Origin of the sequence: Catenovulum agarivorans DS-2, assembly GCF_000568405.1 — a bacterium.
Classification (GTDB): Bacteria; Pseudomonadota; Gammaproteobacteria; order Enterobacterales; family Alteromonadaceae; genus Catenovulum; species Catenovulum agarivorans_A.
In genome coordinates this window covers 127,562-139,509 of sequence record NZ_ARZY01000002.1, presented here as the reverse complement: position 1 = coordinate 139,509, position 11,948 = coordinate 127,562, and the positions used below count along the sequence as shown (strand labels likewise).

Below are 11,948 nucleotides of genomic sequence, written 5' to 3'. Positions count from 1 at the left end.
ATCCCTTTATCTTTTACCAATAAATAGAAATAATGAAAAAGTCTATTTCCAAAAATAACACAATATGCAAGCTGACGATTTAATCTTATTCTCTCAAGTGGTAGAGCTTGGTAGCTTTAGCAAAGCGGCCGAGCAAAACAATTTAACCAATTCTGTGGTAAGCAAACGTATTGCCCGCTTAGAAGCCGACTTAGGTGTACAGCTTTTGTACAGAACCACTCGCAAACTCACAGTTACTGAGGCTGGCAGCATTTTAGCTGTCAGAGCCAAAACGGTTAGTCAAGCCACAACAGAGGCACTAAACTCGGTCACTGGCATTGGTGAAGAAGTGACTGGCCATATAAAAATGTCGGTACCAACCATCTCTGGTGAGTTGTTGCTAGCCCAAGCTGTGTCTGAGTTTTGCGCTCAAAACTCCAAACTGTCGATACACATGTCGATGGATAATCATTTTGTTGATTTAATTAATGATAGGTATGACTTGGCTATTCGCACAGGCAAACTTGAAGACTCTAGCCTAATAGCTAAACATATTATCGATTCACAATGGGTTGTATGTACTTCTCGACAGTACATAAAACAGTATGGTGCGCCCAAAACACCACAACAATTGCAGCAGCATAATTGTTTAAGGTATAGCTACCAAACAACTGGAGCCAGTGAATGGGAGTTTAAGTCTGATAATGGTCATTATTTTGTTCATGTTGACGGTGCATTTTCAACCAATAATGCCAGCGCATTACGTAAAGCTGTCATGGCTGGACACGGTATTGCTTATGTACCTAGGTGTTTAGTTTACCCTGATCTTTCAAATGGTAAACTCATCGAACTATTCCCCAATTTGGTCGGCAAAACCTTGGGCGTTTATGCAGTCTACCCATTTACCAAACACCAACCTACTAAAATAAAACGTCTGGTCGAACATATAAGTCAAGCTTATTTGAATATGTCGCACTATTTTATTGCAGAGCAACTTCAAAGCTAAGGTAATATTTGCTGGCCATCCCAAGCAAGGCACTTACCACTGTCGTGTGGGGTTTGCTGCTGCAACACTTGCCAAAGTTTTTCCACTGAGAATTGCGCTGAAAATAATTTTTCTGGCGCGACATTTTTTTGAAAAGGCTTAGAAAGTACACTGTCTACTGTACCCGGGTGCAATCCTAATACCATTGCATGCTTGTGTGTGCGGGCCATTTCAATTGACGCTGTTTTAACGAGCATATTGAGCGCTGCTTTAGACGCCCTATACGCATACCAACCACCCAACCTATTGTCAGAAATACTGCCGACTCGAGCAGACAAAACGGCAAAGATGGAAGGTTGGTGTTTATTGAGCTTAGGTAAAAAATGTTTAGCGATCAGAGCAGGCGTTACCGTGTTTGCCTGAAAAATCTGGGTTAAGCTTTCAGCCGAGAGGTTTTTAAGCGATTTTTCTGGGGAAATATCCTCAGTGTGCAATATACCTGTCGCGACGACAACTAAATCTATCGAGCCATTTTGTGCAGCGATTTCGGCTGCATTCGCAATAGATTGTTCACTTTCATAATCAACTCTATATTGAGCGCTTTGCCTTGAAAATGGATAGACCTGGGCTGCTGGATAATGCGTCTTGAATAGTTGAACAAACGCCTGACCTAATGCACCAGAGGCACCAAATACAACAATGTTTTTTGGGGTTAATGACATGACATCCACCTATGAATACAGTAATTAAATATCATTTAAATCGGTTAACAAAGCCTGCGCTCGAGCAATAATTTGCTGGCGTTTATCCTCTGCAGTTTTATGCCAATTTGCGTAAACCATTTTATTGCGCGGGTTTGAACTAAAGTTTTGTTGATGGGTTAACATAAAATGCCAATATAAGGCGTTGAGTGGGCAGGCATTTTCACCAATAGATTCTTTAACTTGGTAATGACAACTTTTGCAGTAGTCAGTCATTTTATTAATATAGTTACCACTAGCTGCATACGCTTTTGAACCCACTATGCCGCCGTCAGCAAACTGGCTCATACCACGAGTATTGGGCAGTTCAACCCACTCAATGGCATCAATATAAATCCCTAGATACCAAGCATCAACTTGGTCAGGGTGAATACCAGCGATTAAACAAAAGTTACCTGTCACCATCAGCCTTTGAATATGATGCGCGTATGCGTATTCTAATGATTGCTCAATTGCATGGCGCATGCAGTTCATTTTGGTTTGCCCGTGCCAAAACCACTCGGGTAATTGATTATTCGCCTGAAGAAAATTCATATTTTGGTAGCTCGGCATATTTGCCCAATAAACACCTCGGACAAATTCACGCCAGCCTAAAATTTGACGAATAAACCCCTCTATTTGTGCAATACTAATATCTGCGTGGTTATAAGCTGCCAGCGCCTTGTCTATGACCAAGCGTGGGCTGAGCATTTTAGTATTTAACGCAAAAGATAAGCGAGAGTGATACAAACTCCACTGTTTTTTATCAATTAAAGTGTCAGCTTGGCAGGTCATCGCATCTTGAAAATAGCCAAACTTAGGCAAACACTGTTGGCAAAAATATTCCAGCAACTCGAGTGCTTGCTGGCGGTTTACCGGCCACAATAGTTGTTCTTGCGCCTGACCTAAGGTTTTAATTTCATGACGCTTTAGCCTAGCGAGAATATCTGCGACAGGGTTGGCAAACATCAGTGGCTGCGGTATATCAGCTAAATCTCGCGCTTTTAACTTATTGCGGTTGTTAGCATCAAAATTCCATTTGCCGCCAACGGGCTCGTCTCCTTCCATTAAGATTGCAAATCGTTTACGCATCTTGCGATAGAAAGCTTCCATGCGGTGCGATTTGCCCGCAGTAAAATAGCGGCCTAATTCGTCATCTGCTAGAAAAAAATGTTCTGTTTGTGCGCAACTTGTTACACAAGGCAACTGTTTTGCTATCTGCTGTAACTGTTGCCTTAACCTAAATTCGTCAGGCAATTGATACTCAAATTTGTCCGATTGATAGTGGTTAACTAAATCAGTAATTAGTTGATTTAAGTTCGTGAAATGGCGGGTTTGATCTAAGGTTAAATATAAAACCTTATGCCCAGCCTTATTCAAAGCACTGGCTAAATTTTCCATCGCGGCGAAAAAGGCACAAACCTTTTGCACATGATGAACCACATATTCTGTTTCCTGCTTGAGCTCAGCAATAACATACAGTACAGAATGATCTTTTTGTTTGTACCAAGAGTGATTCGCGTTTAGTTGGTCACCTAATACTAACCGCACTGTTTTTGTGCTGTTGTCGGCAGGCAGATTTAAGCGACTCATGCCCTAGCCTCAATACGACAACGTTTAGAACAATACTTCACTACCAACCAGTTATTCGCCCACTTTTTTCGCCAGGTAAACTCTTGTAAACAGACAGGGCAAATTTTAATGGGCAGGAATTGTTTGTTACCTTTAAAACCATTCATTTAATACTCACTCGTTCATAAAAAAAGCCTGCTTATCAAGCAGGCTAAAAGCAGAACCACAATCCATGTTGTGTAGCTATGCACTAACTACACAAAGTAATACGTTAGAATGGTTATTTTGGATTGGTCAAAATAACAATTGTTAAACAGCAACCGAATCGTACACTTCTACTTTTTGCCAAAGGTGGCTGTAGTTTTCAACAAATGCTTGGTGAATAGGATGTGATTGATAGGCTTTTTCGTCTTCGACGTTTTCAAACATCAATAATTCAGACACTTGGTAACTGTTAACCACAACATCACGCTGTTTTGTGCTTGCAGGTACGCCAATATGAATGGCTTTCACCTGTTCAATTTGACCAAGCGTTTTTAGCCCTTCAATCAGCTTGTTTTTATCTTGCTGCGACTGTGGATTTTTCAGCCAAAAAAACACAGTATGCGAAATTTCAGGGAGTGTCATTTGATTTTCCTTTGTGCAACTGGCTAGCGATGTTGCAACAACCGCCGTCGCGGCACTGGTTTGAATGAATTGTCTACGTGTTGGCATAAGGTATTTAAACGAATAAAAGATAAAGGCCAAAGATAGCACCCAAATGTAAACATTCTCAACACCCAAGATAAAAAATCATACCAACTATAACAAGCTTTATAACCCTATTTTTAACCGCTTTAAAGGCATACAAATGCAGCGTATACTTAAACCGATTAGAGAATTAGAGGGGACGCAGATGTCAGGCTGTTGCGCAACTGAAGTGAAGAACAAAAAAGAACGAAAGTTATTGTGGATTGTATTGGTGTTAAACGCCACTATGTTTTTTGTCGAATTTATTGCCGGCTGGATTGCTAACTCCACCTCACTGATGGCCGATTCGCTTGATATGCTTGCCGACGCAGTCGTGTATACACTGAGCTTATACGCTGTCGGTAAAAGCATGCAACAAAAAGCGCGCTCGGCTTTGGTTAACGGTTACTTGCAGTTAAGTTTAGGTGTATTTGTGTTAGCGCATATTGTTTGGAAGATTTATACTCAAGCAACGCCCGATGAATTTATTATGACTTGGATAGCAGCGCTGGCGCTGGCGGTAAATTTAACCTGCTTTATAATTTTATATCAGTTTAGACAAGGCGACGTAAACTTGCGCGCTAGCTGGATTTGTTCACGCAATGATATATTAGCCAACTGTGGTGTAATAGTAGCTGCATTACTGGTGCCCATTGTAAACTCAGCTTGGCCTGATTGGTTTATTGCCGCGGTGATCGCTTTGATTGTAATTCAATCTGCGGGCAAAGTGATTAAAGAGGCAAATGCGCAACTGGTGGGTACGGGTAACAAAAAACCAGTCTGCACCACTGACAATACTGCGGTTGGCACCCATCAACACGACAGTTGTTGTGATGAAAAACATTAACTAAGGTTAATTTGTTTGTACCCTTGTGGTAATTGTGCAGGTAAAACTAATTGTTTTGCCTGCATACTCGCGACTGGATACGCACAATAATCTGCTGCATAAAACGCACTAGGCCGAGCGTTACCACTTAAGCCAACACCGCCAAATGGCGCACTACCGCTGGCCCCTGTCGTTGGTAAATTCCAGTTAACGATTCCCGCCCGACTCAATTGCAAAAACAACTTAAACTTACGTGAATCATTAGATAATAAACCCGCAGACAAACCGTAGCGAGTTTGATTAGCCAACTGAATTGCATGGTCAAAATCTTGGTAAAATTGCACCTTTAACAGTGGGCCAAAGTCTTCTTCATCTGGCATATCAGCAGATGACACTTGACTCACATCTAATAAACCAGGCGACAACAATCCCGTTTCAGGCTCAATATGTTGCATAGTTAATAACTGTTTAGCGCCAGCATTGACTAAATTTTGCTGCGACATTAATAACTGGTTTGCCGCATTTACCGATACAACAGAGCCATAAAACCCTGCTGGTTTAGCATCATAATGTGCAACTTTTAGCTGTTTGAGTTGCGCGACCAAGGCATCAATCAATTGCTGGCTAAAAGCATTGTCGGAAGGCAGTAACAAGCGTCGCGCACATGTGCACCTTTGCCCCGCAGTGATATAAGCAGATTGTATAATGTGATAAACCGCTGCATTAATATCTACATCAGAATCAACCACCAAAGGATTATTGCCGCCCATTTCTAAAGCTAACACCTTGTACGGATAGTCTAAACAAGCACGCTGAATGGCAATACCGGTTTGTGAACTGCCAGTAAAAAATACCCCAACAACATCTGGGTGCTGAACTAAAGTTTGGCTGGTAGATTTATCCCCTTGAACTAAATTAATCACACCTGCAGGTAAACCCGCTTTAATCCATAATCGCAGCATTAAATCAGCCGTTTTGGGTGCTTGCTCGCTGGGTTTAAAAACTATGGTATTACCCGCCAAAAGTGCTGGCACTATATGACCATTAGGTAAATGCGCAGGAAAATTAAACGGCCCCAGCACAGCACACACGCCTCGAGCTTTGTGGGTTAAGCTGGCTTGATTTGCTCCAATTTGCTGACGCGAATTGCCTGTTCGCTGGTGATAAGCTCTGCGAGATATTTCGATTTTACCGATAACCGCCGCGACTTCGGTTTCAGCCTCCCAAATGGGTTTACCTGTTTCGGATGAAATTGTATGCGCGAGAATGGTTTTATACTCGCCAACTAACGTGGCGAATTGACGGCAAATATTCAACCGCTGTTTAAATTGGGTTTGCATCCAGGAACGCAGTTGCTGTTGCGCTGCGGCCACAGCTTGGTCGACTTGCTCGGCACTGGCAGCAGCGCCATACCAAACCTGCTGCCCTTTGGTAGGGTCGGTTTTCTCAAACGCTCTACCCTCACCAACAACCCATTGATGCTTGATACACTGAACTTTATTTTGCATACCACCTCCGCGATACTCAGAGTGTTACATAACCAACCTTAACTCTGGATAACCAAAATTCTAACTGAGTCATCTTGCGCAACATTTAACGCCTTAGCTTGTTTTGTCGTTAGCATTAAACGATTTGCAATATCGTCTATCCAGCACTCTATTTTGGCTGCTCTAAATTCAGAAACCTTGGTATTGCAAACCAGTGCCGATTTGAGCGGGACAGATTCATCATTATTGCGCGTACAAATAGCCACTGATAATTTCTGGCTGGCTTTTACACAGGCTATTTGTTTGAGCTCGGCTTCAACTGTTGGCCCTGCGTCAAAAATATCTACGTAACCTGTGTAACTAAAACCTTCGCGTTTTAGCATAGCTAACGCAGGCTCTGTATTGGGATGAACCTGTCCAATGGCTTTGCGAGCATGTTTGTCCAACAAACATATATAAATTGGAAAACGCGGCATTAATTCGGCGATAAAACTTTTTTTACCTATGCCAGTTAAATAGTCTGCTGTCGGAAAATCGAGCTGAAAAAAATGTTTTTCTAACCAATGCCAAAATGGAGAATGCCCGTTGTCGTCAGTTACCCCGCGCATTTCGGCAAATATTCTAGTGTTAAACCTATGCCTATTTTCAGCAATAAATAAAAACCTAAACTTAGATAAAATAATGCCAAGGCCAGAGCCGCGAGCTTGATCAGTTAAATACAAACTACCAATTTCGGTTGCTCCGGTGTAGTCATTACACAAAGTTAACACCTCTTGTGGATTGTAAATCCCTAAAGTTGGTGAGCTGTGTACAACCTTACTAATACGGTAGTGGTAAAATGCATCGTTTAACCCAACTGCAGAAGTTATCCCACTCGTACCCAATATTTGTTTGCTTGCTAGGTCTTCTAACACAAACAAATAGCTTTGGTTTTGTTGGCCAAAATGATAGTCAGCAGCCAGTGCCATTGCCGCAACACTGTCTTCAATTCGTTGCATAAGCACTAACTGGTCATCGGGTAATGAGGTGAAACCATGCCCAGATGCCCGTGCAACTTTAACCAGCGAGTCTAAGTCTGCGGTACAAATAGGCCGAATAACCTGCATAACCACCTCCAACATAAAAGCTACTCATTCAATAATAGTTCAGTTTATGTTTAGTAGCTCATACCAGACAGGTTAAATTAAACTTATTCTGTATTATTCAAGCTATAGTGTTTATCAGTAAACAGGAAAGGTTTAAACTGAACTGGTTTATTAATACACAACTAAACTACCAAGGAGAAATTAATGATTGTAATTCACACCCACCCGGTAAAAGCTCAGAACTAAAGCACCTACACTTGTTCAAAGCTAGCTAATTGCCCGGTGAAATCAACAACCGGGAGTCATGATATTCATCACTCCTATGTTCTTGCATAACAGCAAATGCTGTTTTGGTTAGAGACACAGAATGAATACAAATATTTCTTTACAACAACTAGGTTGGCAATCTTTTTATCAACAACAACTTTCATTAGAAGATTTTGAAGAACTGCAGTGTGGACGAATTGTTGCTCATCATAGAAGTGAATATATTGTTCAACTTGAACAGCAACAAATAAAATTACCGATCACAGCGAACTTACCGACAATGACTGTCGGAGATTGGCTGCTGCTAAGCGCTGAGTATAGTTTCAGTAGGTTATTAGAAAGAAAATCGCTTATCAGCCGTAAAGCTGCGGGCACTAAGGTTAATGAGCAATTTATTGCAGCGAATATTGATAGTTTGTTTATTGTTAGTTCACTGAATCAAGATTTTAGTTTAAGCCGCATAGAGCGTTACTTGGCACTCGCGCATCAAGCACAAATCACCCCAGTTATCATCTTAACTAAAATGGATTTATGTGACGATGCAACACCGTTGATCGCTCAAGTTCAAGCTCTAGAGCCTTATTTAGCAGTAGAAGCAGTCAACGGACTAGATGAAAACAGCTGTGCCGCTTTGCGTGCATACTGCCGTTCAGGTAATACAGTTTCTGTTGTCGGATCTTCTGGTGTTGGTAAATCGACCTTGATTAACACCTTATTGGGTGAATCAACTCAAGCAACTGCAGGTATTCGTGAAGATGATGCAAAAGGTCGACACACGACAACGGCTCGTTCAATTCATTTTATGCCATCGGGTGCTATTTTGCTCGACACCCCAGGGATGCGTGAATTGCAGTTGCCGGCCTGTGAAAGCGGGGTCAAACAAACCTTTGCTGATATTGAAGCTTTAGCCTATCAGTGTCGGTTTAGCGACTGCCAGCATGAAAATGAGCCTGGATGTGCTGTGATTAAAGCAATAAATCAAGGTGATTTAGATACCAGGCGCTTGGATAACTATCGAAAGTTATTACGCGAACAAGCACATAATGCAGATAGTTTGCAGCAAAAACGCGCTAAAGATAAAGCCCTGAGTAAAATGTATCGACAGGTACAAACTGGTACCCGCCAGCAGAAAAAAGGTTTTTAAATTCTATTGCGGGGGCTGTTAAAGCCCCGCAATATTAACCACTTAGTTGGTTAATTTAATTTCTTCTAACTGCCCTGCTTTAAAAGAAAAAATTAACTTAGCATGTGCCGGATATCGCTTCGCGTTGTACACCAACAATTCTTTTTTCTTTTGGTTATTTCCGGAAACAACCTCTGTATGCAGAGGCTCGCCGCATTTAGCTATAACATCCCATTTTGAATCCCCAATGCGAACAAAATCTTGCCCGCACCCGTGTGCTCTGATTGTTTTCGCTTGAGTTTGCAGTGCAGCAAACAAAATAATTGATAGCAATGCAAATTTTCCAAAAGCCATATTATCTCCCTGAATATTGTTTAACCTAGCTTCAAACTTAGCATATGTTGTTACTAGAGTAATCATAACTGCTGAAAAATTGTACTCGAACTATAAACGGGCCCTCGCATGCCAATAAAACCCTAAATTTCATACGAGAATTGATTAATAAAGTTTTGTTTGATTGGGGTCAACTGGCCGCGTATTTCAAATTGCAGTAACACAAGATATGGATAAATTAGCTATAAAAATCACAACATATAGAAAAAGAGAGTAATAATGCGACATATACCCACCCAGCTAGTGCAAGAGAAAGTTAGTTTTATTGAGAATTATTTAGCCGCAGGTAACGCAGCAGATGGTTCTAAATACGATGCCAACGCAAATGTATCGGTTAAAAATATTGCTACACTCGAAAATGAGCTACATAAAGACATAAATATAGCGGTTAACCGCGAGCTGTTGTGCCATAGCATTAAACAACATTTTGACCAAGCAACAGCAGAGCAATACATACAAGATTTAGATGAGCATTTAATTTACACGCACGATGAAAGCTCACTTAAACCTTATTGTGTTAGTTTAAATTTGTACCCGTTGCTGCTAAATGGTTTAACTGAATTAGGGGGTGAGTCAAAAGCACCACAACATTTAGCATCCTTTTGTGGTACTTTTATCAACTTAGTGTTTGCAGTGAGCGCACAATTCGCAGGCGCAGTCGCTACCGTTGAGTTTTTAACTTACTTTGATTATTTTGCGCGACGTGATTATGGCGACCACTACTTAACTAGCCACCCGCATATCATTCAAGAGCATTTGCAACATGTAGTCTACAGTTTAAATCAACCGGCCGCAGCCCGTGGATATCAGTCAGTCTTTTGGAACATTAGTTTGTTTTCTGAAAATTTTGGTCAAGCTATGTTTGAAAATTTTGTTTTTCCGCACGATGAAAACAAAAGCTATCAAACACAAGAGCACTGCCCAAACTGGTCAAGCATTCAAGCACTACAGGCATTTTTTATGGACTGGTTTAATAACGAGCGTAACAAAGCCATATTAACCTACCCTGTTGTAACAGCCGCATTACTAACCAACGATGGCGAAATAGCCGATAAAGAATTCGCCGCTTTTTGCGCCGAGCAAAATGCCAAAGGAAACAGCTTTTTTGTCTATATGTCGGATAACCCTGACTCGCTCGCTTCTTGTTGCCGCTTACGCAATGAAATTAATCACAATACCTTTTCATATTCACTAGGTGCAGGTGGTGTCGCAACTGGCTCAATTAATGTCATCACCATCAACATTAATCAGCTCATTCAACGAAAGTTAGATTTACCCAGTGTGGTTGAACGTGTACATAAATACCAAGTAGCCTATCGAAAACTGATTGAACAATATTTAACCCATGGCCTATTGCCTGTTTACGATGCGGGTTTTATCCAACTAGATAAACAGTTTTTAACCATAGGCATTAACGGCATGGTTGAAGCGGCCGAATCTTTAGGATTAACCGCCAGCAATAATGCTAACTATATTGAGTTTGTGCAAAAGCAGCTAAAAATTATTTACCAAGCCAATCGCCAAGCTTCAACTCATTGGGGTTATAAATTTAATACCGAGTTTGTGCCAGCAGAAAACCTTGGGGTTAAAAACTCAAAATGGGATAAAAAAGCGGGTTTGTCAGTTAATCGAGATTGTTACAACTCGTATTTTTATGCAGTGGAAGATAACAGCATAAATATTGCCGATAAGTTTATTTTGCACGGCAAAAAGCTTAATCAATTCTTAGATGGTGGCAGTGCGCTACATCTCAATCTTGAAGAGTATCCAGACCAAGCACAATACTACCGAATTTACCAAATGGCCGCCCACACGGGCTGTAATTATTGGACCACCAATATCAAAATAACCATTTGTAATGCTTGTAACCACATAGACAAACGAACCCATCACAATTGCCCTAAATGCCATTCCAACAATGTCGATTGGGCAACGCGAGTAATAGGTTATTTAAAACGTGTGTCGAGTTTTAGTAGCCCAAGACAACAAGAGCATGCGCTTAGGCATTATCATAAGCAGCCTAAACGACGACCTCAAAAAGCTGACCGACAGCTGCAGTGCACCCCATAGCAATTGCGCCCCAAAAAGCAACGCGCAGCGCGCCTATTTTAATAGGTGCGCCACCAACATACGCAGCGAGCATACCAAGTAAGGCTAAAAATATCACTGAGCTGATAGCGACACTGATTGTTAACCAAGACAAGGGGACCAGCCATGCCATTAGTAATGGCAAAAATGCTCCAAGCGAAAAGGTAGTGGCTGAATAAGCAGCGGCTGAAAAAGGTTGGGCGCTAGAGATTTCTGATATGCCAATATCATCACGCGCATGCGCACCGAGTGCATCGTGTTTCATTAATTGCCGCGCAACTTTTTTTGCAAGTTCAAACTCAACGCCGCGCTCTTGATATATTTTCGCAAGCTCTAATACTTCAAGCTCATAGTTGTCTTCTAAAGATTGTTTTTCAATTGCTAAATCAGCACGCTCAATATCTGATTGCGAACTAACCGAAACATATTCACCCGCCGCCATAGACAAAGCTCCAGCAACTAAGCCAGCGACACCCGCAAGCATAATACTTTCAATACTAGAGCCTGCAGCGGCAACACCAATGATCAAACTGGCGGTTGAAACAATACCGTCATTGGCGCCCATAACCGCCGCGCGCAACCAGCCCGACCTATGCGACCTATGTTCTTCTTCGTGTGGAATGTAGTTCGTCATTCATCTTCCATTTTTTGCTTAAAAATCAAAGCTAACTCGT

Annotated in this window: 12 protein-coding genes; 4 read left to right on the top strand and 8 right to left on the bottom strand. The window is 41.5% G+C overall.

All coding sequences use genetic code 11. From position 1 onward, the window contains the following. The first annotated feature begins 64 nt into the window (after nucleotides 1-64). Nucleotides 65-985 (top strand): LysR family transcriptional regulator, encoded by a 921-nt coding sequence (locus tag DS2_RS02180; RefSeq protein WP_035012973.1) that lies wholly within the window; start codon nucleotides 65-67, stop codon nucleotides 983-985. On the opposite strand, the gene DS2_RS02175 is transcribed toward DS2_RS02180, so the two are convergent. The 4 genes from DS2_RS02175 to DS2_RS02165 all read right to left on the bottom strand — a co-directional run bounded on the left by DS2_RS02175 (nucleotide 982) and on the right by DS2_RS02165 (nucleotide 3,903). Further along, nucleotides 982-1,686: an SDR family NAD(P)-dependent oxidoreductase gene (locus DS2_RS02175; protein ID WP_035012972.1), complete on the bottom strand. Its 705-nt coding sequence runs from the start codon at nucleotides 1,684-1,686 to the stop codon at nucleotides 982-984. The two genes, DS2_RS02180 and DS2_RS02175, sit on opposite strands and share 4 nt — an antisense overlap. Before the next feature lie 24 nt (nucleotides 1,687-1,710). Further along, nucleotides 1,711-3,297: a cryptochrome/photolyase family protein gene (locus DS2_RS02170; RefSeq protein WP_051479533.1), complete on the bottom strand. Its 1,587-nt coding sequence runs from the start codon at nucleotides 3,295-3,297 to the stop codon at nucleotides 1,711-1,713. Next, on the bottom strand, nucleotides 3,294-3,443 hold the full coding sequence (locus DS2_RS20140; protein WP_081754154.1) for a DUF2256 domain-containing protein: 150 nt from the start codon (nucleotides 3,441-3,443) through the stop codon (nucleotides 3,294-3,296). Before DS2_RS20140 ends, DS2_RS02170 begins: the two co-directional genes overlap by 4 nt. A gap of 142 nt (nucleotides 3,444-3,585) precedes the next feature. Then, nucleotides 3,586-3,903: a Dabb family protein gene (locus DS2_RS02165; RefSeq protein WP_326979538.1), complete on the bottom strand. Its 318-nt coding sequence runs from the start codon at nucleotides 3,901-3,903 to the stop codon at nucleotides 3,586-3,588. Between the two features lie 268 nt (nucleotides 3,904-4,171). On the opposite strand from DS2_RS02165, the gene DS2_RS02160 reads away from it, so the two are divergent. Then, nucleotides 4,172-4,852 (top strand): cation transporter, encoded by a 681-nt coding sequence (locus DS2_RS02160; protein WP_035012971.1) that lies wholly within the window; start codon nucleotides 4,172-4,174, stop codon nucleotides 4,850-4,852. On the opposite strand, the gene astD is transcribed toward DS2_RS02160, so the two are convergent. Further along, nucleotides 4,849-6,339, bottom strand: a complete 1,491-nt coding sequence (astD, locus tag DS2_RS02155) for a succinylglutamate-semialdehyde dehydrogenase (protein ID WP_035012970.1) — start codon at nucleotides 6,337-6,339, stop codon at nucleotides 4,849-4,851. The two genes, DS2_RS02160 and astD, sit on opposite strands and share 4 nt — an antisense overlap. A 38-nt stretch (nucleotides 6,340-6,377) precedes the next feature. Then, on the bottom strand, nucleotides 6,378-7,424 hold the full coding sequence (gene astA / locus DS2_RS02150) for an arginine N-succinyltransferase (protein ID WP_035012969.1): 1,047 nt from the start codon (nucleotides 7,422-7,424) through the stop codon (nucleotides 6,378-6,380). 346 nt (nucleotides 7,425-7,770) lie between these two features. Between astA and rsgA the strand changes: the two genes are divergently transcribed. Continuing rightward, the gene (gene rsgA, locus DS2_RS02145) at nucleotides 7,771-8,814 is read left to right on the top strand and encodes a ribosome small subunit-dependent GTPase A (RefSeq protein WP_035012968.1); all 1,044 of its coding nucleotides are present in this window, start codon (nucleotides 7,771-7,773) and stop codon (nucleotides 8,812-8,814) included. Nucleotides 8,815-8,856: 42 nt separating this feature from the next. Here the strand turns inward: rsgA and DS2_RS02140 are convergent, their stop codons facing one another. Further along, entirely contained in the window at nucleotides 8,857-9,147 is a 291-nt protein-coding gene (locus DS2_RS02140; RefSeq protein ID WP_035012967.1) for a DUF2845 domain-containing protein, read from the bottom strand. 258 nt (nucleotides 9,148-9,405) lie between these two features. Here DS2_RS02140 and nrdD point away from each other — a divergent pair, with 258 nt between their 5' ends. Beyond that, the gene (gene nrdD / locus DS2_RS02135; protein ID WP_035012966.1) at nucleotides 9,406-11,256 is read left to right on the top strand and encodes an anaerobic ribonucleoside-triphosphate reductase; all 1,851 of its coding nucleotides are present in this window, start codon (nucleotides 9,406-9,408) and stop codon (nucleotides 11,254-11,256) included. Here nrdD and DS2_RS02130 read toward each other — a convergent pair. Next, complete coding sequence (locus DS2_RS02130) at nucleotides 11,207-11,908, bottom strand: VIT1/CCC1 transporter family protein (protein ID WP_235188524.1); 702 nt, start codon at nucleotides 11,906-11,908, stop codon at nucleotides 11,207-11,209. The two genes, nrdD and DS2_RS02130, sit on opposite strands and share 50 nt — an antisense overlap. Nucleotides 11,909-11,948: the final 40 nt, after the last annotated feature.

What these genes read in the sequence shown, in the direction of transcription:
- DS2_RS02180 (WP_035012973.1), top strand. Translation starts at nt 65, where the DNA reads ATGCAAGCTGACGATTTAATCTTATTCTCTCAAGTGGTAGAGCTTGGT.
- DS2_RS02175 (WP_035012972.1), bottom strand. Translation starts at nt 1,686, where the DNA reads ATGTCATTAACCCCAAAAAACATTGTTGTATTTGGTGCCTCTGGTGCA.
- DS2_RS02170 (WP_051479533.1), bottom strand. Translation starts at nt 3,297, where the DNA reads ATGAGTCGCTTAAATCTGCCTGCCGACAACAGCACAAAAACAGTGCGG.
- DS2_RS20140 (WP_081754154.1), bottom strand. Translation starts at nt 3,443, where the DNA reads ATGAATGGTTTTAAAGGTAACAAACAATTCCTGCCCATTAAAATTTGC.
- DS2_RS02165 (WP_326979538.1), bottom strand. Translation starts at nt 3,903, where the DNA reads ATGACACTCCCTGAAATTTCGCATACTGTGTTTTTTTGGCTGAAAAAT.
- DS2_RS02160 (WP_035012971.1), top strand. Translation starts at nt 4,172, where the DNA reads ATGTCAGGCTGTTGCGCAACTGAAGTGAAGAACAAAAAAGAACGAAAG.
- astD (WP_035012970.1), bottom strand. Translation starts at nt 6,339, where the DNA reads ATGCAAAATAAAGTTCAGTGTATCAAGCATCAATGGGTTGTTGGTGAG.
- astA (WP_035012969.1), bottom strand. Translation starts at nt 7,424, where the DNA reads ATGCAGGTTATTCGGCCTATTTGTACCGCAGACTTAGACTCGCTGGTT.
- rsgA (WP_035012968.1), top strand. Translation starts at nt 7,771, where the DNA reads ATGAATACAAATATTTCTTTACAACAACTAGGTTGGCAATCTTTTTAT.
- DS2_RS02140 (WP_035012967.1), bottom strand. Translation starts at nt 9,147, where the DNA reads ATGGCTTTTGGAAAATTTGCATTGCTATCAATTATTTTGTTTGCTGCA.
- nrdD (WP_035012966.1), top strand. Translation starts at nt 9,406, where the DNA reads ATGCGACATATACCCACCCAGCTAGTGCAAGAGAAAGTTAGTTTTATT.
- DS2_RS02130 (WP_235188524.1), bottom strand. Translation starts at nt 11,908, where the DNA reads ATGACGAACTACATTCCACACGAAGAAGAACATAGGTCGCATAGGTCG.